A 24,117-nucleotide genomic window follows, 5' to 3' on the forward strand; every position below is an offset into this window, starting at 1 on the left:
TTAATTAAAGGTGATGTTTAAGCCAAGATTGAAAACCTTTTGGATCGGGTAGCCCAGTCCATTTCCAGACATCTCCGCATCCCACATTTTAAACTTGCTCAACACCAACAGATTGGTTCCACTGGCATACAATCTAAAATTGGAGACCCTGATTCTTTCCAGGAACTTTTTGGAAAATGTATAGCCCAATTCCACTTGTTTAAGTCGCAGGAAGGCTCCGTTTCTCATAAACCAGGTGCTTTGATTGTTGTTATTCGCATTTAGCGTTGGACTTAACCTTGGCCATATGGCATAAATATTTCTGTTGTCTTCAGACCAATGGCTCTCCGCATACGCTTTCAAAAGCTGAGTCTGATTGTTAAAAGGTGAGGTAGCGCCCTGATCTATCCAGAATGATTGATTAGAGGAGCCCTGTGCAAAAGCCGAGATGTCAAATTTCTTGTAGCTAAAAGAGAATCCGAATCCATAGATGATTTCCGGAACTGTCGGATTACCGATAGGCACCTTATCTGCTTCATTCACCTTTCCATCACCATTAACATCCAGGTATTTAATGTCTCCACCTCCGTATTTACCAGTGAATTCTTGTTTAGGGGAATTCAGCGCATCATTGTCGTCAATAAACAGTCTTTCTGCAATGTATCCGTATTCCTGTCTTATAGACTGCCCAATTCTTGACCTGTAAGATTCCGGATAATTCGGTTCCTCAAAAGCGACAAATTTGCTTTTCGCATAGGTCATGTTACCCCTTACAGAGAGCCACATGTCTTTGTTCCAGCTGTGCTGCATATCGAGAGAAAGGTCAATTCCATTTCCTTTAGCCTTTCCAAGATTCGCCTTGGGCGTGGTTGATAAACCAACATTACTTGGAATAGCAGAGCGATCCATTAAGATCTTATCTCTATTTTCGGTATAATATTCCAGGATCAAATTGGCCTTACCAAACAAACTCAACTCCATTGCAATATTTTGTTTTTTAGACACTTCCCAGGTAATCTCCTCATTGGCATATCTCCGGATCTGTACACCAGGCCTGAATTCGTCCAGGTCCTTTCCAAATCTTGCACCACGGTCATTGTTATTTAAATCTACATTAGACAGATAAAAAAAGCGGTCTCTTTCATCCCCTATCTGATCGTTCCCCACCAGACCATACGTGTAGCGAAAGCGCAGGTTAGTGATGACCTTTTTTAGGGGTTCAAAAAAGCGTTCATTGGAGAGGCTCCATGCTACCCCTGCAGAAGGGAAAAACCCATATCTTTTCGATTGAGAGAAGCGTTCCGATCCATTATACCCAAAATTAAATTCCGCAAAATAACGCCTGTCAAATGAATAGGTCGCACGTCCTGAGAGCCCAAGGTTTCTGAATGGCAGCGATTGCTGGAGATCTCCCGCATTGGCGTTCAGGCTTTCTCTGGTGATGAAAACCAACAGGCCGCTCACACTGTTCCTTGCTCCGAAAGCAGCATTATAATTCAACATAGATTGCGTGTCAAAAGTAGATCTAAGCTCTTTGCCACCCTGTTCAAAACCTAAGTACTCCGTACCATTTTCATTGATCTTAGAGATCTGATATTTATCCGTAATGCTATCATAACCAGCAAGCTGATAATAGAATGGATCGTATCCTCTCCTATATCCGAAAGAAGCGGTTCGGGTTAAGTTGACCATAGATCTCACCGATAGTCCCTTTAAAATCGCATCCAATCCCTGTTTAACTTCGAACTGCGCCAGCATTTGCGACCTGGATTCATCCTTATATCCCCGCACCAGATCTACATAAGGATTTAAGTAAGCATTGTCCTTCCCATAGTTTCCGAACATAATGTGTTTTATAAATCTGTTCTGATCATCCGCAGGATAGTAGGCAGGAAAAAGTACGGGATTGGACCTGACCACCCTTCTGTACATTTCTTCTCCTCCTTCAAGCGGGCCGTTATAATCGTCAAAATTGCCACTTAGCCGAACGATCAGTTCTGTAGATTTGGTCAGATCGATATTTACATTGGAACGCAACGTATAGCTTTTAAGGTCGATGTTGTTGTTGAAATTATTCTTGTTGTCGACTTTAAGTACACCGTTGTCTTTATTATAGGCACCGGAGACAAAATATCGGGCCACCGTTCCGCCTCCGCTCACGCTGAGGTTATAACGCTGGTTAATCGCATAGTCTTTAAACAAGAGCTTTCTCCAGTCGTTTGCCGGATAAACCAATGGATTTTTACCAGCCAGTGTATTGGCAATTTTCTCGTCCGTATACAATAGCGTTCCCAAAGGATCTCTGGTTGAAATCGCTTCATTTGCCAATTTCATATAAGTAACCGGATCTGCAAATTCTACATCACTGGTCGAGGTTGAAGCAGAACTTTCCGCACGAAATGAAATCTTTGCCTTCCCTGCGACCCCCTGTTTGGTCGTCACCAGTATGACTCCATTGGCTCCTCTGGCACCATACAGTGCCGTTGCAGTCGCATCTTTCATAATGGAAAATGTAGCGATATCATCCGGCTGTAACCTGGCCAGATCGGTCGTAGTTAATTCTATCGCATCAATTAAAATCAATGGTTTTGTATTGTTGCCAAAAGTGGTGATCCCCCGGATAAAGAAATCGGCATTGTCTCTGCCTGGTTCCCCGCTTCTCTGATAGGCAATCATTCCTGCGACCCTGCCAGCCAAAGATGCGGTAAGGTTGCTGGAAGGTATTTTAAGATCTCCCGGCTTTACTGTGGTAATGGATCCGATCACACTTTCTTTCTTTTGAACACCAAAGGCGACAACAGCTACTTCTTCGAGTTCACTTTTTGGATCAGGTAAGAGCTTTACATCTATGATCTTCTTTTCTCCTGCTGTGATTTTCTGGCTTAGGTAACCAATGAAAGAAAATACCAGTACCTCTGAGTTGCTGTTGCTTTGGATGGTATACTTTCCTTCGACATTGGTTACGGCACCTCTTTGGGTACCCTCGATCTTAACCGTAACACCAGGGAGGCCAAGTCCAGACTCATCGTAAACGGTACCGGTTATGATCCGCTGCGTGGTATTTCCAATACCGGGTATCCTTTTAGCTGAAACTTGAGTACTCAGCAAAAGGGACACCATGAGTATCAATATTATTCTCATATTTTATATTTTTTTAGCGTTAGTGGATTACAGAGCAGGTCAAATTATCGGGAAGAAAATTTGCGCTCTGTCAGATTTGGGAGGTTCAATAAGGGTAAGTACTGCTTATTTCATAAACACACTCCTTCCTTTGACAAGATTTACATTACCCATTCGGATACGTGTTTGGTTTATATTTAGTTGGTTATACAATGATATCCCAAAGCGCCAGGTTCGGCAACAGGTACAGTTCTGCTTCCAAATGACCACACAAAGCAACCATTCCGCTGAGGTAAGGGAGTAAGTACACATGGAATTTTATGGTTATTAATCAGTATTGGCGCGTCATGTACGACCGTCTACATTTGTGGAGTAAATATTTTATTAACTCAAAACAACAAATGAAAAAGATTATTTTAAGTGTGCTGATGTTCACGATAGCGCAGGCGGGTTTTGCCCAGCGCCTGGAAAAGATGCAGTGGTTTAACGAGCCCGAAAAGTGGGAAATTAAAGACAATACCTTAAATATGTTTGTCACCCCTCAAAGCGATTATTGGAGAATTTCACACTATGGCTTTACCGTGGATGATGCACCATTCTATTACAGCACCTATGGAGGTGAATTCGAAGCAAAGGTTAAGATCACCGGAAATTATAAAAACCGTTTCGACCAAATGGGATTAATGTTACGTACAGATCATGAGAATTATATCAAGGCAGGAATCGAATTTGTAGATGGAAAATACAATCTAAGCACGGTAGTCACACATAAAACGAGTGATTGGAGTGTAACTACACTGGACAAAGCACCTGAATTTATATGGATAAAAGCGGTAAGAAGACTGGATGCTGTTGAAATATTTTACTCTTATGATGACAAAACCTATACCATGATGCGAAATGCGTACCTGCAGGATAACAGACCGGTAATGGTTGGCATTATGGCGGCTAGTCCTGACGGAGTTGGGTTTAATGCCAAATTTGAAGGTTTTGCGGTAAAGCAACTGGCCGATCAGCGAAGGTTAGAGTGGCTAAAGAAAAATGCAAATCAATAAGGATTTCATCTATAGGACAAAAAGAGCTTTGCTTCTCAATTTTGAGGAGCAAAGCTAATGATGGCTGTCCGGATAAATCAGGGAAAGATCAATTCCTGATTTATCCGGACAGCAAATTCCAGCACTTATGATAATAACTATAATAAAGGTGACATTTATCAAAAACATGCTGGAGGCTGATCGCTAATCTTTAACCAGGGCCTCCGGGAAGGTGTGCTAATTTATCCTTCAGTGCAAGGTATTCCGTTTCCAGAGTTCGAAAAGCTTTGTTTTCGGTCTTCAAGCATAGTTCTATCTGGCTTTTCCGGGTTAAATAATCGGGCTCAATCTGATCAAACCTGGTTTTTAAGAGGGTATATTTTTCCTGAGCAGCTTGTTCTTTGGCACTTTTTACAGTCCCATTTATATTTCCCAGATAGATACTGTTTGAAATCTGCTTTCCATCAGCTGATTTGAAGCAGGCATAGGCCTCTATGGGCTCATGAATGTCGACTTCACTTAAGGGGAGAATCACCTCACCGGAATCCCTTCTTGATGCATTTAGGAAGGATCTTCCATATTTTCTTGAGGGATAACAGAGCTGAATCATAAGGATATCATCACCGTCATGTCCACCCGCATAGCTTTCCGGATTCCAGTTTAAGATCAGTCCCGTTTCCGTTTTACTCATGCTGAAATCCCTTGCTCCGGGAAGTTCACCATAACAGAGCACCACCTTGCTGTAATCTACGCTGATGTTAGGATATTCTCCCTGCAATGCCTGTTTTTTATTGTAAGAGACCGCAAGGTTGTGTGGATTTTTCACGGTTCCCCTCGCTTCCAGTTCAAAACTATTCCTGATGAACTCTTTCATCGGTTTTACGAGCCTCATTGTTACCTCCATCGCCTGATAATTGGCTTTTTGTTTAATACTGGGTTTACCTTGTTCACCGATCATCCGGCAGACTGCCTGTCCTTTAAGCATGTAGTACACCATGCCTCCGATTTTCCCATTGGGATGACCAAAAGCGCTATTTGATAAGATTGCCATAATTTATAAGTTAATTGTGTAATTAAATATAAGTTTAATTTTCAGTTACAACAACAACCCTACATCATTTATTTTAACAGAAAAGACAGAAACTGTGTATAGCCTTTATAAAGGCTATACCATTTTATGGAAATTAAAATAATTTTAAGCATTATGATGGCAGCCTTTGAAGGGACTACAGGCCGGTTGAGGCCCTAGCAACTCCCCTATAAAAACGCTATAAAATCCGCGTAATTCTAGAGCCTTTGTAAATTGTTTGGAAAATACAGCTATACAATAAGCACTGAAGACATGAACCCTATCAAATGCAATATCGAATGATCAATGAATCAAATAAAAAACTGAAGGTTATAAAACAAAGAAGCAGAAAGATAAATCTTCCGGGTTAACCAAGGGGGAAACGCTATATTAACAGCGGTAAACCTTTAGGATCCAAAAACAACAACCATCACCGGGAAGGCCCGATCAACAATGAAGAATGTATTATCCCATATAACAACCCTCTTATTAGTGGCTTTAGGCCTAAGCCTTTTTACCCTGGTATTTTTTAGCCATTTTATCGTTCCCATTTTCCCGGTTATCGCAGCTGTTTTTGCCATTTATGTGACCAGGACCCAGCGCAGGCTATTAAAAACAAAACAAACACCAATTTCCAGTCTTAAGACAGGACTGGTAAAAATACAGGGAACTGTGGAGGCTCCAAAAATCATGGAAACACCCTTCTTTAAAGTGCAATGTATAGGCTACAGCTATGACAAAGCAAACATTTCGTATAATGATGAGGGGAGCGACTATGTCACAAGCGCCACACAACATCAGGATTTTCAAGACTTTTATCTCGTTAACGAAACAGGTAGGATAAAAGTAATTGCAGACCATTTAAATCTTTCATTTTTACCAGCACAGGTCAAAACAATCCATAGTATTAAACAAAACGAAAGCGATATCAGACATACCGAAAGAACACTAAAAAATGGCGATCTGATCAACGTGCTGGGAAATGCCGTAAGAAATGAACAGCAGCAGTTCGAGCTAAGGGCTGAGCCTAAAACACCACTGGTGATCAGCACCTTGGCTATCGAAAGCCGTACTCAAAAAGGATTTATGGCCATTAAATATTTATTACCCTACCTCCTTCTGATGTACATTTCCGTAAATTATTTCTTATTTTTTGCTCCTGTAAAATCACACATTGAGAAAAATACGGCTTTCATACTGTTTAGCTTTTTTGGAATGCCAGTATTAGCTGTTATTCTAGGTGTGGCAGGCAACAGAATCGGCGGCTTTTTAAAGTCTTTTCTCTCCAATCTGGCAGGCATATGCTTTGGCGTTTCGATACTCACCTTCCCCTTGTTGTGCCTGTTGTTTGCTACAGAAACTGAATTTTACCGGATTAGCTGTATTTGGGTAAGCGTCTTTTTTTGCACTACATTAGCGTCTATCATGAATTACAAGAAGCTGGATGCAATTTTCATTAATTAAACTGTCCGCTATAAATAAAGTCTCTGACCGGTTTATCGCCAAGACGCTGTTCACCGGATTCAGTAAACCCAAACTTATACAGGTCAGCTTTCCTGATCACATATAAGAGTGAAGAATGGATCTTTCTTTTTCCGTCTCTTGACAGTGCATCAAATTCAAAATAGTATGTAGAACGCTTATCAAGTATTTTTATGACTTCCTTGCTTACCTTAGCCCCCGGCTGACTTGCAAGATATCCCTCCTTTAACTCCGTAAAGAATTTCTTGGTTTTAGCCGGATTACGGGAATCAAAATTGACAATATCAAGTCTTTTATTTACTTCAACAACGACAGTATCGCTAAGGTAACTCAGCCAGATATGGTTTGATCCATTCTTTAAATATTGAGGTTTAGACGGAAACCTCGCCGAAAGATTACCGTCTATTTTATAATAAGACCATTCCTGTCCGGAGAAGGAAGATAGTAGAAACACAAAGCAAACAAGCAATATTTGCAGAAAGTTAAATTTAGGCGTCATTTTCGGATGATCAGGAGTCAAATAAATATAGATAATACTTCAAGATAAACAAATCTCTAAATCTCCTTCAGTAACTCCCCATCTTTTCTGATTTTGCCTGTATGTACGTTCTGCTCCAGCACCAACAGCAATTCGTTCTTAATCTCTTCGGTAACCCTGCTGAAACCAAATAATCTCGCAATTAAAGGCGCTGCTACTTCTGGCTGAATGGCCACAGATTCCTGCACTACCTTCTGTACTGCCTGGCTCATTTCTTCCGGAGCAATGTACACCAGCTTTCTCGAAGTACTACTTAAGCCAGATCTGTTGCGGATGATGGCAGTTTCCATTTCAGGATGCCAAAGAAAGTCGTCCTTCTTATTGATCAAACCGGAACTTACCGCATAAGCAGTGGCCGCTTCTAAGGTATAGCGTGCCCTGGAACCGATCTTCGAAAGGCCTGCAGCCTCAGCAATTCTTCTGGCCATCTCTTCAAAATGCACCGGGCTTTCTTTTTCTACCACTTTTGCGATCCAATTGCCTATTTTATCAAAAGGCAAAAGGTGCAGCTCTTCCGTGTGCTTACCAAGAGACAGTTTGGCTTGCTCATAGACTGGAATACTAAGATCAATTTCTTCCGGCTCGGCTCTTAACAGTGTGGCAGGTTCTATATGGATCTCTTCTTCCTCCTGATCATCAAGCGATGTTTGCGCTTTTACCTTTTCTAAAAAATCCAGCAGGCGCTGAAATTCCCGTTCGGGATTGCGGTACCATTCTGTACTCCAGACCTGGTACATCTTCCAACCAATTCCCTGTAACACCTGTTTACGCAAGCGATCACGGTCGCGAGCCGATTTAGATTGGCCATAGGATTCGCCATCACAATCAATCCCCAGCAAATATCTTCCCGGATGTTCCGGATCAACTACCACCAGATCAAGATAAAAACCTTCAGATCCAACTTTATTCCGAACGGTATAACCCGCAGCTGTTAACCGGTCTGACACCATTTGTTCGAATGGCCTTTCGGTAAGGATGGGTACATCCTGATCTACCGCAAACTTACCATGTTGCGCAAAATACAGGAAGCTCTTTAAGACCCTGATGCCGAATTTGGTATTTGCAGTGGTAACAATATCATCGGAAGTAATATTCGCGAATACCTCACAACGGTATTTTGCTCTGGTGATCAATACATTCAACCGCCGCTCCCCACCTTCATTGTTCAGCGGACCGAAACTCATCGGCACCTTTCCATCCTCAATTCTGCCGTAACCAATACTGATAAAGATCACATCACGCTCATCCCCTTGTACATTCTCCAGGTTCTTCACAAAGAAAGGTTCTTCAGCATGACTCCTGAAAAAATGCTCTGCTTCAGGATTCTTTCTACGCTTCATCTCCAGCGCATTTTGTATGGCCTGCATTTGTGAAGTACTGAAAGCCACTACCCCAAGACTTTGCTTTGGATTGCGCATGGCATGCTGGATAACTGCTTCTGCTACAGTTTCCGCTTCTATGGGGTTGCTCCTCGTTTTACCACGGTCGTACACCGCATCCGGCAGGTGATGAAAAGCCAATCCCATCTGGTTTTTTGAACCCGGGCTAGGGAAAATCACCAGTTTATTTTCGTAAAACTCCTGATTAGACAGACTGATTAATGATTCATGACGGCTTCTGTAATGCCAGCGCAACATGCGTTGCGGTGCACCCTGACTATCCGCCATTCCAAGAATACTTTGCATATCAGCAGTTACATTATCCTCGTCTTCCGTTTCGGTATTTAGTTTATCAAAGAAACTCGTTGGTGGCAATTGTTTCGTATCCCCTACTACCACGAGCTGTTTTCCACGTAATACCGCACCCAATGCCTCAACCGGGCGTACCTGACTAGCCTCATCAAAAATCACCAGATCAAACTCAATATCTCCAGGAGGCAGAAAACTGGCAATTGACATTGGACTCATCATAAAGACCGGCTTAATGGCCTGAATGGCCAGGCCTGCTTCCTGCATTAGCTTACGGATTGGCATATGTCTCGCCTTCCGGTTAAACTCTGTGCGTAGCACACTCATTTGTCCGCCGCCCTCAGGTTTGGGTAAAGACTCATAATGTGCCAATGCCACACGTGCCCGGTTGTAAACTAAGTTCAGTACATCCAGTTTTTTAAATTTCTCTATCGTCTCTTCATGGCCAGAACGCTCAAAGCCACGTAAAGGAGGACGCTCAGTCATGACCCGGGTGATCAGGTGTTCATACCAGGTCTTTTGCAAGGAAACTTTTAAATAAGCCGCAGCTCCATCCCATTCTGCAGCAAGTGTAGTCAGGTAAACAAAACCTTCCTGCTCCGTTGTCTCTACCAGGTTATTCCACTGCACAGCGTGATGGAGTTCCACAAAACGATCAGACCAGCGTTGCAGCAAATCGACTTGAGCATTGAAATTGAGGTCAGTCAACCGCCTGTCTTCCGCAACAAGGTTATTGTCGAAATTCAGTTTTCCCAATAAAGCATCAAAACTTTCTTGCTGTCTGGATGAAGTTCCGCTTAATTTACCGCGCAACTCAGAGGTACGCAGAGAATTTTCATTTTTGCTCAGCACCTCCAGTATTGTAGCCGGATACACCATGTTGGAAATATCGCTATGCACTTTAGAAAGGAACTGCAGTATTTCATAGAGTTCCTTCCAACGGGTTTTCAGCTTCTGCCACCTGGAACCGAACACTTTTAGCGCCAAGGCCTCATGTTCAGCCAAGGTAGCACCCAATCTGTTGGCTTCCAATATATCATCAGTGTACTTGATTTTAGTGGCCAGATCATCAGGCAATGGTACCAGGGAAAAGGAAGCCAGCTCTTTTACACTTCTTTTATAGTCGCCAATAAGGAATTTATACCATTTCTTTCCATGGGTCAGCAGGTTTTGCCTGATCTGCAAAACGTTTTGACACCAGGCTTCCGGTAAGAGCACCTGCTCGTAAGAATGTTTTAATATCGTCAGGCGATCTCCGGTCTCCAGCAACTCCCTCAGGTCTTCATAATTAGCAGTCCAGGCAATATCTTTTACTGCGATCTCCCTTAAATCCGGACTTTCGGCAACCACGTTTGCCACAGCGAGCAAATCTTCAATTTCTGTAGCTGTTCCCGGTTCCGGCATCAGCAATGAAATGGCGACTTCCTTTCCCATATGCGCTAAGTCCTTTGTGCTTTGAAGTGCAGTGTTGATCAATGCCTGATAAGCTTCCTGCTCATGTGTAAGCAAGAGCTTAAGTTTACTGCCATAAAACAATAGACTGGCCGGGATTCCGATTTCTTTCAATCTGGCCTCAATCTCTTCTGCCCTTTTTTCCGCTTTGCTCATATGGAGCATATCCCAGCTTTCGATATCAGCAACCGGCACATTAGCCAGTTTTATATTTTTATATTGATCCGCTATGAGTTGCAGATAGCCAATTACTTTTTGTCCGGATAATCCGCTCTTACCAATCTCCTGATTGATCGAATTGCAATAGCCATTAAGTCTGCCACGATAAGCATCCAGTTCCACCAACTCATTTTCTAAATGTGTTAAAGTGGGCTTTCCCAAATCCAGGACGCGTTTTAATTCCGCGTGTAACTCTCTTTTATTGGCTTTATGACTATGCAGTTCCAAACAGGCTTCTCCCAGGTGAATGGAGTCCAGCCGGCGTTTCACGACCTCCAGAGCCGCCATCTTCTCTGCTACGAACAACACTTTTTTACCATGGCCAACTGCGTTGGCAATGAGGTTGGTAATCGTCTGGGATTTCCCTGTTCCCGGAGGGCCCTGAATCACCAGGTTCCGTCCTTCATGGACAGCCAGCATCGCTAGTACCTGCGAACTGTCTGCATCAACCACATGAAACAACTCATGAGACTTTGTCTCCTTATCCAAATTGTGTTCGGCATTGGCCGCTGGCTCTGGCTCTGTAAAACCCGCACCAAATAAGGAGCTAAGAATAGCATGATCATTGGGTTTGCTATCTTCCGGCCATTTGCCGCTATCCAGATCATGGTAGATCATAAACTTGCCGAAAGAGAAGAAACCAAGTTCAATTGCATCCTGGTCAATGCTCCAGGCCGCGTGGTGTTTTACTCTTGTAGCAATGTCTTCCATGTAAGACTTAACGTCAAAATCTTCCATCTCCCCTAAATCCGGGATGGTGATGTTGAAATCTGCCATCATTTTGGCCTGTAGAGAAAGGTTAGCCCCGATATCTCCACCTGTATACCTCAACCTGAAGCGCTCACTTGCACTGGATCTTTCGAGCGTTACCGGAAGCAAAACCAGGGGCGCCTGATGTGGCTCAGTCGTATTGCCCTGCTCATACCAGTTCAGCATGCCCAGCGACAGGTATAAAATATTAACACCTTGCTCCTCTATACTCGTACGGGCAAAATAGTAGGTATTGAGCATCTTAGTTTGAAGTTTCTGCTCGGTATCACCTGTTTGCAATCGCGTATCATTGTAGGCATCTTCCAGCTCCTCTTCGCTGAGCGCAGGCATCTCTCCTGTATCATTCTCTTCTTTATCAGGTGTGCTTAGAAAAGTCATCGCTTTGTTCTGACGAACGATAATATCAAAAATTGAGGTTGATTTTTCCTGCACCACGTGGATGCCTCTCGCCTTTTGTACCTTGTAATTAATTAGGGTATTGCGCATACCCAAATCCAGCAGCTCTTTTCTTGATGCTTCTAGTTTGGGAAGGATGGATTCCTGCATATATCGATTGTTATGGGTAGAAAATTCTAATATCTCCAAATATACTGGATATACCAATAAACGTGCCCATTCAACTTTTGAAGATCAGCACATTTTTTTTATAAGCACATAGGACTATTTCTGTCTCCCGTTGTCTTGATAGTGAAATAGGCAATAAACCAGTGAAGAACCAGGCTAAACATTGATCCTGAACTGAATTCTTATCCATTCTAAAAATTGGTATTGAATCTTTTGAAGATACGTACAGTAATGTACGACGTATTGGCCCCCTTGGCAATGGGCGATAGTAAAGCGCAGATTTGAGCGCGACAATGCGAATTGGGTAAAACCGTAAGAGTGCCAGGCCAGACCCTACTGCGCTAAGTAAGCGTGCGCAATTGCAAAGATTAGTGCAGAGGGTGCTATGAGCGTTAATTTAAAAACCGGTGAATCTGCGGATGCAGACCACCGGTTTTCCTATGACACCATCCACATAAACCATCCGTATGTAAGGTATAGCAAACTTTTATTCTTATTTTAGTTGTAAGCTATCGAATGATTATGAATAAGGATATACAGCACTACAATGACACCCAATCCGCTATAGACCGTGAAATCTGTAACCTGCTATCAGCCGGAATTAATCTTCAACTCAACGAAGAAGAAAGTAAGATCTGGCATGCACATCCGGTCTGGTTTATAGATGGCAATCCCATTGTTGGCTATAGTAAACTTAAGGCAGGCATCCGCCTGATGTTCTGGAGCGGTGCTGACTTTGAAGAAGCTGAGCTAAAGGCAGGCAGCGGTAAATTTAAGGATGCCTCTATTACCTACACGGAAATTGAACAGGTTAACCTGAAGAATCTGGCCCGCTGGATTGAAAAATCAAAGGTGATACAATGGGATTATAAAAATGTAGTGAAGAGAAAAGGAGTATTGCTGCGTTTAACTTAAGTGGGTATACTGATGGGATTTCTTCATATATTGCGTATACTATTCAAGTAGGAAATATAAAAACCGGGATTGAAATATTCAATCCCGGTTTACAATACCACCCAAATGATTCCCTGAGTATCTTATAATAAGTTAAAAAAAACAGGTGAATCAGAGCGAATTATTGAGGGTTCATTGATATCTGATGATATGTAAATATTCGGGATCAATTCCTGCAAAATAATAGATCTCTTTTCGTTTTTTATTAAAAAATCTGATCCGATAAGTTTTGCCATCAATATTAATGTGTTTATCATCTAATATCCTTGCAATCTTAGCGAGGTCTATTTCATAGGCGTCGTAAAAGACTTCTGTAACTTTGGAAAGTTCATTTTTTGTATGTTCTACATACCCCAAAGGATTCCAAATATCGACACCTATGAATTCACCGTTTTCAAGATATGCTTTAGTTTTCACCAAATATTTTCTCTTTTGAAATCTGATGATGCTATCATTTGGCATAAACGCATACGGTACAAATGTCTTAAGCGCTTTAAATTTGGCAACTATACTAACTTCTTTTTGCGCTTTGCAAAACAGACTGCAAAATATTAATATTATTATTATCGTATTTCTCATGGTCTAACAATTCTAAAGCCTGGAACAGATTCCCGCTTGTCTATTATAAAATCAATTCTTCCATTATCAGTTGTACTCTTGTTTGCCTGTTCTAAGATCGCAATGATCAGGTCTTTCGCCGTTGAATTTGAAGGAAGTGTTTTGGAATTACCTTCGTTAACGATGCCAAAACAAGCCAAAGAACCTCCTAATTGTAGTCCACTAACCGTATTATACCACCCTCCTATATGAAGCATAACTCCAGTCGCAGAATTAGCACTACGAGAAACGTTTAATTCCTTGGCAGCTGGTCTACTCGTCGATGCAAGCTCCACTCCAGAAGGCCCCGCCCCCAGTCGTCCCAAATAAAGAGCCCGGCTACCTTTTGGAAAACCTCCCTCTCTGATGTAGCCGCTGTATGTGTTTTTTGCTCCATCAAGTGGTTCAAAAGCGATATTCGACGCCAACCTTGGGCCGTCACCATTACCATTTTTCTGAGCCGCCGCCATATAACTAGAATTTGTAACAACGAAAGCATCTCTGGTCACGTTAAATTCCATTCGAAAACTTGCATCCTCAGTATCGGTTACTACCGCTTTATAAACGTCTATTGTTGTAATTGCAGGATTGGTTCTCTTAGGTCCGTTTGATACACCAAGAACACTCTGCTGAACTTTAAAACTTCTTTTTTCCTTTGTAATGGTGATAATTGGATAAGCCGCCATTCCATCAGGATCGATAAATCTGATAGGGTTATTAAACACATAATTGTATGGAGAATGCCTGCTCATTTTTTCTGCTAAAGGATCAATTGCATTCCATCTAGCAATCACCGGATCATAGAACCTAGCCCCGTAATCGTACTGCTCGCCCATTTCGTCCTGAATTTCCTTTCCATTATAAAGATACTTATTATTTAGAGAGACTGTATTTCCCGCAGATTTTCTTTTCCCAAAGGCATAATAATCATCACTCTGAAGTCGATCAACTGCTCCAGTTATTGGATGTTTGCGAAAACTGTATCTTACATTACCCAGCTGATCTGATAGGTTATATTCATAGCTAAATACACCACTATTATTTCTGGCTACTCCTTCATCTGTATGAATAATATCAATTGTATTCCCTACATACTCAATTCCATTCACGTAACTTCGAATTGTCCCATTGCTAGACTTTTTAAGTTTATTCCCCATCGAGTTGTAGGTATAAACCAGATTAAGTCCGATTTTAGTGACTGTATCAGGCAAATTCAAAAGGTTATAACCGACATTTAGTTTATTTCGTCCATCCACTGTCGCATTCCCATTTTCATCGTACTGATACAAGCCAGTTTGAAGTGGCCCTCTGCTGATTTGATTCAAACGATTACCTTTATAATCATACTCACTCAATCCTTCCCCGTCTCTATTCATAGTGGAGATATTTCCCATCACATCATATGTCAATACCTCTGTCATTCTTATTCCGGTACTGCTGGCATTCTTTAGCCTGTTCAACCCATCATAACCATAAGTAAAGTTGTTCAGGTAGTTGGTTCCTGTTCCCCATTTCTGATTTGCAATATTACCATTAAACTGAGGAAAAGTACCATCCTCATATTGTAACTCCAGACTAAACTGATCTGAGACTTTCTTTTTAAGCCATCCCCGTTCATTGTATCCAAATGTGGTATTTTGAAGATAAGAGTTTCCTTTGTCGGTACTATGAAGACTTTTCATTGATAACTGACCAATCTCATTATAGTCGAGTTTACTTAAAATAATCTCATCTCCATTATTGATCTTCTCCCCAGTCTTATGTTTTCGCCCGGTATGATCATATTCAAATTGGTTACCCACTACAGTTGTTATCCCGTTTACAGTATGATTTCTGACGATTTCCTTCAATTCTCCGGCAAAATTATACTTGTTGGAAATGACATCCGTCCCACCAAGATGATTTTGACTTTTGATCTGTAGAACCCTTCCCTCGTCATCGTAGTAATTTATGCTCAATAACATCGTTTCCGTACCTAAAACTGTAGTTTTAGTACCTGTCGGCAAACCTTGAGTGCGAATTCCATCCACCTGACCTTTTCCGGTATCCGGCACACCAAAATCATTACCCGGAAATTGATAATTATCATAGTAATTAATGCTGTGATAGGCGGTTATATTTGTTGGGAAAGCCTGGTTGCTATATCCCTGACCTGTCGTTATTTTTGTTTCGAAGAACTTGGTCTCTCCATTCATCAAAGTTTCCATCTGGTCCCTGGGCCTTCTATTTGCATCTGAATACAACCCGGTAATAATCACCCTTCCAAATACGTCATACTTATTAAACAACCATTTTCCACTTTTAGCCTGAACTGCATCCTGACTTAGCACCAATTGATCCCGATTGTTATAAACCATACTTTCCCATCCTTTACCCGGAACTTTCTTCTCCACCAGTCGTTTCCTTTCATCATATCTGTACTGATAACAGAAATCGTCTTGGACTTCCTGCGATGGTAATGTTATCGCATCTGGATTTGCACCCGGAGGCAAGACGAAGCTCAGGTTCCCCATGTCATCATACACATAGTAAGTAGAGAGGATTTCCATATTTCCTGTATCATTCTTATTAAAAAGACGTTTTAAAACAGTCCTGCCTTGTTTGTCAATATAAGATTCAACCGTTCCTGCTTTTCCAGAAGCTTCTGTCCAATTTTCATTTTTAGTAATGGTCAGACCTAACTCATTCGCCAAATAATATCCTGTTCCTGCAAGCCTTCTCACATGTTCATTACCTGGTCCCGGCAAATATGCAGCAGTATATAACCTTACGGCGAATCCCGTAGTCCCGGCAGCGATATCCATATTATTTATTCCGTAAACAAATCTTGTCGTGTGTCCTGAAGTCAGCTGCCAGGATGCGCCGGCTTCTCCCTGTTCCAACATTCTATTTAATGGTGAACGTTCAAATTTTATCTCAGAAAAAGCAGCTCCTGGAATGGCAACGATCCCTGATGCTCCCTGCAAAGTCGGATTATTATAAAAAGTCAACTGATCAGCCAGTGCTGTGGTTTTATATCGTCCGTCACTTGATGAAGTATCAGAAACATAGGGCAGGTATTTTTTCTGCTCCCTTCCATAAACATCATATTCTATAGGTTGCACAATATCCCTGAATGAGGGACTCCCCTGTATCGCGATGACCTGCGATGGTCTTCCAAGACCATCGAAATACTGCACTGATTGATTTTCATCAGACACTTTTCGCAGACTGTCTATATTTCCATTGTTAACATTAGCCATTTTAAATATCCTGGTTAACATATAGTTCTGGTTGCGGCTCGGCCTCGAAGCAACATTTGGAAAGTTTAGAACAGGTGGGATAGTAAAAATCCGCACTGTGCTTCCCGAGGGGATATGAAATCCATCTATCAGGGTTATACTTCCTGGCCCTTTAATTTCGGTTTCCCCACTATATTTCGATAGTACCAATGGTTTTTGAGCTGCTGAAGGGTTAAACACCCCAGCCATTAGAACCAATCCTAGTACAATTATTCTTTTAACATCTATCATTTTAAATTCAGTTAATCAATTAGGGTTAGTCTATTGCGCAATCATAAGCGTTATACTCATAAAGGAGTTCACTCTTTGAGCCATCAGACCATTGGTATTCATAGGTGCATTTATAACCATTTCCGGTCCTCTGAGAGGACAAATTGTATCTCCTGCCTGTTTCACAATGACCATTAACTATCTTTTGACCTTCACCGGTACAGGTATTAATACAATTTCCATACTCATTAGCATTAGCCTGCCCCTTGGTGTTGAGCTCATTTGTTGCCAACTGATTCGCAGCAGCCTGGCTTGCAGTAGCAGTATATTTTCCGGCAGGAACGGTGTAAGCAATACTAGTTCCTGTAAGGCCATCGGTACAAACTTTTGTGAACATCTTGCTCATCGCGACACTTTTATAAATTGTCGGAGCGACATAAGGACTCATTCCATAATTGAGTGTATAGTTTTTTACTATATTAGTATACTGATCTTTAATATTTTTTAGCCGTTGAAATCCATCATACTCATAATAGGAAGTTTGTCCTTTCTCATCTGTTATACTTGTCACTCCAACCAAAGGCTCGTAAGTATACGTGGTAACATGTGAAGCAGTAAGATTCAACCTTAATTTATTCAACTCATTTCGTAATTCCATGTCACTTGTCGGATTGTCGAGTATAGCCTGGTTTACATATTGTTTAGCCAGATTGTAATCACCGTTTAGGATTTTGGCTACGGGAAACTGAGAACTGTAACCCCAGAAGTAAGTTTCTTTAATGCCATTAATCTGTTGTTGTTCTAAAAGATTACCATGCTCATCATATTCATTAAAAGAGATCTTCGGCTTATAACGACTGTCTATTGCACTCGCTGCTGCGGTAATAGACGCGGGGCTGAAATTTGTGATGCCCTGACGACTCTCCATTTTATGGACAACATTAGGATAAGGTATTGTCGTTTTATAGGTAGTTAAAATAGAAGATACTGTTCTGAGGTTAGTCCCATTAGCATTAGATTTCTGAACATACTGCTCAACAACAGGATCGATAACGTTTTTATCTTTCAGGATTTGAATCCCTTTTGCAATATCATTGTTGGCATATTCGGTGCTGGCATAATCCATTGGATAGGTCATCTTAGAAGTTATCTTTTCACCTTCACTCGTTGTCTCCGTGTTCGTGGATATTTGTCCGAGGGAGTTAAACATCCACTCTTTTCTATTTACCAATACTCCTGAATCCGTATTAAAAGTAGAATCTATCTGTAAGGACAACTGCTTAGCACCACCTACGATGTCATACTCAGCATAATTGAAAAGTGAGTTATGCCCGTTTATAGCAAAATTAAACAGGCCCGGGTGGCGATTTTCTGCAGGAGAAGCTTTTGCAAAGCCACTCACTTTGAAACCGCTAAACTGACTCGTAGCGGTTGGGCTATATTCGTAACTTTCTTTTCTTGCGAGCTTCTCTCCGGTAGCTGTTGTCTCATAAAAGCGTTTCTCCTTTAAGCGAGGCGCAGTCCGGTAATCGTATGTTCTTACAAATGGGGCGGAATTCTGAACATCACGGGGATACCATCCTGCTTGGAAGTAATTTTGATCGTAGTTATAAACCGTTCTTCCCGTAACCGCAGCGTCTTTATTTATTTCAGTAACTTCATCATACCATCCATAATTTTGCATTACATAACTGTCAGCAATCTCCGGGTCCGGGACAGAAGAATAAACAAGTTTCCTTACAGCCTCCATATACGTTCCGCTTGAGATGGCGACAAGTTCAGCTCGTTCACTAATATTCATACCTATTTCTGAACCAGGCAACGTTTGCCCTTTTCCATAACCAGAATAGTTTTTCCCATATAAGTAACTCTTTGAAAGCAGTAGTTTTTCAGATTTATCATAAGACCGAATCTCTCGTATACGAATTCCCCCGCTTTGAATCTTTCCGTTCGCGTTAAACTGATTCGGCTCAAAAACATAATCTGTAAAACCGCCAGTTGGATAAGTGATTTTATTTAAACTATAAGCTATTGAAGCCTGACTTTTATTTGCGCCAAAATTATAAGCATGATTGCGGTTAAAATCGCAGGGGGTTTCTGGTGTTGTGCTTCCAGAATTGATCCAACTGAAATTCACCTTAAGCTCAGGAAGATAAGACGCCTCATATCCCAAATCAGAATTGCTATCTCTTGCATAGTAACCCCAAAAATCATAATTTCTATAATTGGTGCCTTTTGAATTGTAATCAAATTTATAAGTGAGCGAATTTTTTAAATCCGCATCATAAATTTTTAAAGAATCTAAAAACTGACGACTATTTCCACCGGAACTATAATAGAACAAGACTCTTTTCTTTAATTCTCCCGTTATTGTAGAAATATTCAAAGCATTGATTTTCTGATCCTGAGCTGCCCGCTCAAAAGTCACCTTTTCGTTAGGTGTTGTTATCTCCATTGTGTTATAAGTATCATAATATCCAGGAGAGCCTGTTACACTACTAGAGTACACCATTTGATCAGGATAACAATTGTCTTGAGACTCCCGTCTAGTGCCATAGGTAAGAGAAAGCGAAGTCACTCCCGCCCCTCTTTGCTCATAAAACTTCCTATACTTAAAAGATATCTGTTGATTAGACGGCAAGCTAATTTTAGTTAGTGGCCAGGCTGTAGTAACTAACCCGCCTCTAACACCGGTCGTTTCACAAAGATCTTCATTGCTATTCTCTGTTTTCCCGAACTCATAAAAAACACCTCTGGTATCTTTAAAATCCAATGCGTTGATACATGTACTATTCGAAGCAAATATTTTGGTGGTATAATTAATTTTAGACCCAAATTCCCCAGTCAACAAGGTGGTTGTTTTCTTAATCCTATCGTCGATCAGGAATCTGCCCGAAGTATTATCAAGACCATAAGTAAATATATCATACTGGCCATCCAGATCATCAAACGGACCGTCAAAAAATCTATGGGATTCACTACTTTTATTAAATTTCGACAGATACCTTTCCCTGGTAAGTCGGTCCAATTCGTAATACACTTTGTTATTTATTTCATGTTGACTAGGCATTACAGTTTGTTCGTCGGCAAAACTATAAGTCGTTCTCGATATCCTATACCCTGGGCTTAACGCCCAGCCTACACCAACATCACCATTTGCCTGTGCAAATTTGATTCCTGAGGCATGGTAGGAAAGTGCTATTGGGATTTTGATCAATCCCACCTGTATATCATAAATCGGTATATTTATTTCGGGGGTCCCGCTTTGTAGCGAGACGACATGGTTAACATATTTATCAAATTCACTACTGCTGGGTGAAGGTGGCAAGACCCTTTTTAAATCTTGGGCATAGCTAACAGCGCCAAGAATCCATAACAGATACACAGACAACATTTTTCTTATCATAAACAACATTTACTAATTTTAAATTAAAACAAACTCAATAACAGTGAAAAAAATAAAAAGGCATACCAATACCTAGTAATACGTTAATAAAACACACAGACATATTGACGAAAACAATTGAAAAATAAGTTCAAAAAAAACCTAAAAAGATCATAAAGAGCCGTTTAACAATAAGTTTTAAACCAAAAATTTAAAAAACCTCTAAATTACCTCAAAAGTAAAAAAATATTTCAATAAAGTAATATTATAACAAATTATTTAACAATAAGAATACACCACCTTAAACTTAGTGTGGAAATTGCTAAATTAGATTCATGAAATTGCAATGCTAGAATGGCATACATGGCGATTGAGGAGACTACCTTGAATGATTCTGGCCCGTTGGATTGAAAAATCAAGGGTGAAACAATGGGGTTATAAAAATGCAGTGAAGAGAAAAGTAGTATTAGTACGTTTAGTTTAAGCCAGGGTATACTTATGGGATTTCCTCATATGTAGTAGATAGCATTTCCTTAAATGCTATAAAAAAAACCGGGATTTAAATATTCAATCCCGGTTTACAATATTAAAGGCTCATTTAGATCTTCGCGAGTCATACTAAGACCAGACTGGCTATTATAGCCATTTAACAATTGGCTCTTTATTACTAATGACATCTAATATCTTGTTTGAAGAAAGAATATTATAATGAACCAAATGATGTTCATTAGGTATACCCCTGCTTTCCTCAATAAACCAGCTTATAAACTCGGAAGCATTTGTTTTATTAAATGGGCCAAGCGTATCATTTTCATATAATGTTTTGAGACGACCTGATTCTTCAGTCAATCTGTATCCTAGAAAATTAGAATAAAATATTTCAAGTCTTCTGTTCGACTGGCCAGATTCTCTTAGAATAATTTTAAGCCCGTCAAACCCATCATTTAATTCGTACAAATAAAACTCTAATAATGGAGACGCTATTAACTCCCATTCTTCATATAAATCCATTGTTTAATAATTTTATCTTGGATACCTAATTTTTTTTTACTCCAGTGTCCAGACTTGTAATCTCGAAAGTGGGGTCCACCGGGTATCCTTTACTGTGTTAGAAGTACTATATAGTCCGAAGCTTTAAGGGCGGTTCGGAAGCTTTTACTCTTAAATATTGGTCTGTTGTCAGTAGGTTAATTGGCGAATCAAATATCATCGTTGAAGGCTCATTTATATCTGATAATATGCAAATATTCGGGATCAATCCCTGCAAAAAAATAGATCTCTTTCCGTTTTTTATTAAAAAATCTGATCCGATAAGTTTTACTATCAATGTTAAAGTCTTTATCATCTATTATCTTAGCAGTCTTAGCGAGGTCTATTTCGTTGTTAGTGTAAAAAAGTTCAGAAAATCTAGAAAGTTCATTTTTTGTGTACTCCACATACCCTAAAGCATTCCAAATATCGACGCCTATAAATTCACCATTTTCAAGATATGCTTTAGTTTTCACCAAATATTTTCGCTTTTGAAATCTGATGACGCTATCATTTGGCAAAAACGGGTACGGTACAAATGTCTTAAGTGCTTTAAATTTTGCAACGATACTCACTTCTTTTTGCGCTTTGCAAAATAAACTGCAGAGTATTAATGATATTATAGTCGCATTTCTCATAAAATATTTTACTTCTTCCAGCCTCAATAATACCCAATGGGCCATCATAAGTGTAACACACAAAGAATATCGAGCCCATTTTATAAATATTTACTTAAAGTATTCAAATATACCAAGACAGCAAACAAATAAACATAGCAGAACAGCCCACATAGCATAACCAGCTTGCAATTAGCAATTTACGGAAATAAAAAAAATGATTTTTTAAAGAAACAGAGCACTATGGCTTCTTCCTCGGTGCTTTTAAGAAATCCCCCAGCTTATTCAATGTTTCCATTGATCTGGCAGCTTTTTGTTTCTCTAGTTCTATAGCATCAAGTCTGTCCTGCTCTTTTTTTCTCGCAACTTCAGCTTGTTGCCGTTCCTGCTGGGCCAGCTGCTGCGATCTGACTGCCCGGTCCATGAACCAAATCTCATCAAAATCAATAGGCTGTTCAACAACTTTGTTGTCGTTTTTTAACATGTAAACATATTTCGATCCGGAAGGACTGTTCTGATATTGTGAAAGGATGTCCTTCAGGTATTGCGTATCCTTGGAGTAAAGATACATGCTAAGGCTGTTGTTATCATTTAATGAAACCTTGTAGTTGAAGATACATACCGCAACTGGGGCGTTGGGAACTTTAAAATAAAATTTTAGCTTATCGACCTGTGGATCAGCAACCCACTTTTTTAAATCATTGTTATAATTCATTCCATTCACATAATTACTCGATATCGTCTTTATCACCTGTTCCGGCGATCCTGATTGATAAAGAGTGGCGAGGTCATCGAATCCCGGTGTCTTTGTATTCTCCAGCCTCGAAGACATATCTTCTTCTAATGGCTTAATATCAAGCCATATAAATTTTGCACTGGAATAAACATTGCAACGTATATTTTTGTACTCATAATAATCTGCAGCAAGTTCAGGGTCGTTACCAATTTTTGCCCATTGCTGAATGCCGAGGGCTTTTTTTAGCTTAGAAAAGGTGATGGGATCCTTGCAAGTCAGCTCTATCCGATTCATTTTCCGTAATGCCGAGGTTCCGATCGTCACAAAAACTGAATTGGAGAAATTATAATTTCGACTGTAGCCAGACAACTTCCCCTCCATTGCAAAGCTCTGCTCATAATCCTGATAAAGCAGGTTTACCCCTATTTTTTTCATGAATTCAACCAGCGCATAACCTACATCTTCGGCATTGTCATGCACAATGATATCCTGGGGATCGAACTGCCTGAGCTCTTTGGGTACATAGGCATAAGGACTGATCCGCTTCATACTAAGCGCAAATCCATTCTTACCCGTCTCCTCTCCATCTTCATTCAGTGTTTTATAGGAAAAAGTGGTCGCCACGAGATTCCCATTCCGAAAGGTAGTATCAGACTCATTCAGCGCGATCACCGGCCAACCAGTCAGGCTCAGCATTTTTTTTATGGACTTAAAATGTCTCCCATTGCCATTACCCAGTTCGAGAGAGATTTCAGTGATATAGTCATTCTTATCTGCAACAATAGACGCGTTGAGGCCTTTGTCGAAGATCAGTCTTCTCGAAGTAGCAGCAATACTATTGAGTTTCTTGCCCTTCGCATCATAATCGTAAGTAATGGTTTCCTGTATATCTTTGAGCACGATCTGGAGCTTTTTGAGTTCATCGTTGAAGATCTGTACCGCCCCATCAGGCGTCTGGCTAAAGAAATCCGTTTTGTTGAAAACAGGTTCTTTCGCAGCTTCCGGTTTTCCTTTAGGTTTCGCTACGGCTTTTTTGACCTGTGCATTTAAGTGGTTGAAAAACAAGGCGACCAATAGGACGCTAATGAGAACGCGCTTTTTCATCTCTTTAGTTTTTACATGATGACCGGCAAACATTTGGGTGTTTGTTTGCCCTATATAATTTAGCCATTATTTGATCAAATTCAAAATATTAGGAAACAATAGCTGAGGCTGCGATGCAAGCCACTAAAAAAAGCTACGATGGCTGGTACCGTATTTCCAGATCATGAAATCAGCGAATTACGTAATTGAAAAACCATTTGATTTAGCGAAAAAAGGAGACACCTTTGAGAAAAAAAACCATGATTACACATACAGATAGTTTCCAAAAACACCTAAACATTATCAGTC

General features: G+C 40.5%; 13 protein-coding genes. 3 read left to right on the forward strand and 10 right to left on the reverse strand.

The genetic code is table 11. The features are described 5' to 3' along the window. Window positions 1-3,120 carry a SusC/RagA family TonB-linked outer membrane protein gene (locus BLQ87_RS29080; RefSeq protein WP_074612421.1) on the reverse strand — a complete coding sequence of 1,040 codons (3,120 nt, stop codon included), beginning with the start codon at window positions 3,118-3,120 and terminating at the stop codon, window positions 1-3. A gap of 380 nt (window positions 3,121-3,500) precedes the next feature. Here BLQ87_RS29080 and BLQ87_RS29090 point away from each other — a divergent pair, with 380 nt between their 5' ends. Continuing rightward, window positions 3,501-4,154 carry a DUF1349 domain-containing protein gene (locus BLQ87_RS29090; RefSeq protein WP_074612423.1) on the forward strand — a complete coding sequence of 218 codons (654 nt, stop codon included), beginning with the start codon at window positions 3,501-3,503 and terminating at the stop codon, window positions 4,152-4,154. 190 nt (window positions 4,155-4,344) lie between these two features. On the opposite strand, the gene BLQ87_RS29095 is transcribed toward BLQ87_RS29090, so the two are convergent. Beyond that, window positions 4,345-5,184 (reverse strand): DUF6266 family protein, encoded by an 840-nt coding sequence (locus BLQ87_RS29095; protein ID WP_074612424.1) that lies wholly within the window; start codon window positions 5,182-5,184, stop codon window positions 4,345-4,347. Between the two features lie 471 nt (window positions 5,185-5,655). On the opposite strand from BLQ87_RS29095, the gene BLQ87_RS29100 reads away from it, so the two are divergent. After that, on the forward strand, window positions 5,656-6,666 hold the full coding sequence (locus BLQ87_RS29100) for a hypothetical protein (protein ID WP_143010573.1): 1,011 nt from the start codon (window positions 5,656-5,658) through the stop codon (window positions 6,664-6,666). Here BLQ87_RS29100 and BLQ87_RS29105 read toward each other — a convergent pair. Further along, window positions 6,659-7,183: a hypothetical protein gene (locus BLQ87_RS29105; protein WP_074612426.1), complete on the reverse strand. Its 525-nt coding sequence runs from the start codon at window positions 7,181-7,183 to the stop codon at window positions 6,659-6,661. The genes BLQ87_RS29100 and BLQ87_RS29105 overlap by 8 nt on opposite strands. Window positions 7,184-7,239: 56 nt before the next feature. Next, window positions 7,240-11,898 (reverse strand): DUF3320 domain-containing protein, encoded by a 4,659-nt coding sequence (locus tag BLQ87_RS29110; protein WP_074612427.1) that lies wholly within the window; start codon window positions 11,896-11,898, stop codon window positions 7,240-7,242. Between the two features lie 540 nt (window positions 11,899-12,438). Here BLQ87_RS29110 and BLQ87_RS29115 point away from each other — a divergent pair. Beyond that, window positions 12,439-12,831, forward strand: a complete 393-nt coding sequence (locus tag BLQ87_RS29115; RefSeq protein WP_074612428.1) for a DUF1801 domain-containing protein — start codon at window positions 12,439-12,441, stop codon at window positions 12,829-12,831. A 171-nt stretch (window positions 12,832-13,002) separates the two neighbouring features. On the opposite strand, the gene BLQ87_RS29120 is transcribed toward BLQ87_RS29115, so the two are convergent. The 6 genes from BLQ87_RS29120 to BLQ87_RS29145 all read right to left on the reverse strand — a co-directional run bounded on the left by BLQ87_RS29120 (window position 13,003) and on the right by BLQ87_RS29145 (window position 23,829). Next, the gene (locus BLQ87_RS29120; protein ID WP_143010574.1) at window positions 13,003-13,449 is read right to left on the reverse strand and encodes a hypothetical protein; all 447 of its coding nucleotides are present in this window, start codon (window positions 13,447-13,449) and stop codon (window positions 13,003-13,005) included. Next, window positions 13,446-16,979 carry a DUF6443 domain-containing protein gene (locus BLQ87_RS29125; protein WP_083362117.1) on the reverse strand — a complete coding sequence of 1,178 codons (3,534 nt, stop codon included), beginning with the start codon at window positions 16,977-16,979 and terminating at the stop codon, window positions 13,446-13,448. Before BLQ87_RS29125 ends, BLQ87_RS29120 begins: the two co-directional genes overlap by 4 nt. A 25-nt stretch (window positions 16,980-17,004) precedes the next feature. Continuing rightward, entirely contained in the window at window positions 17,005-20,364 is a 3,360-nt protein-coding gene (locus tag BLQ87_RS29130; protein WP_143010575.1) for a DUF5977 domain-containing protein, read from the reverse strand. Between the two features lie 615 nt (window positions 20,365-20,979). Beyond that, window positions 20,980-21,354: a hypothetical protein gene (locus tag BLQ87_RS29135; RefSeq protein ID WP_074612432.1), complete on the reverse strand. Its 375-nt coding sequence runs from the start codon at window positions 21,352-21,354 to the stop codon at window positions 20,980-20,982. Between the two features lie 209 nt (window positions 21,355-21,563). Beyond that, window positions 21,564-22,010 (reverse strand): hypothetical protein, encoded by a 447-nt coding sequence (locus BLQ87_RS29140; RefSeq protein ID WP_143010576.1) that lies wholly within the window; start codon window positions 22,008-22,010, stop codon window positions 21,564-21,566. Window positions 22,011-22,230: 220 nt separating this feature from the next. Further along, window positions 22,231-23,829 carry a hypothetical protein gene (locus BLQ87_RS29145; protein WP_143010577.1) on the reverse strand — a complete coding sequence of 533 codons (1,599 nt, stop codon included), beginning with the start codon at window positions 23,827-23,829 and terminating at the stop codon, window positions 22,231-22,233. Window positions 23,830-24,117: the final 288 nt, after the last annotated feature.

This window comes from Pedobacter steynii (assembly GCF_900103665.1).
Taxonomy (GTDB): domain Bacteria; phylum Bacteroidota; class Bacteroidia; order Sphingobacteriales; family Sphingobacteriaceae; genus Pedobacter; species Pedobacter steynii.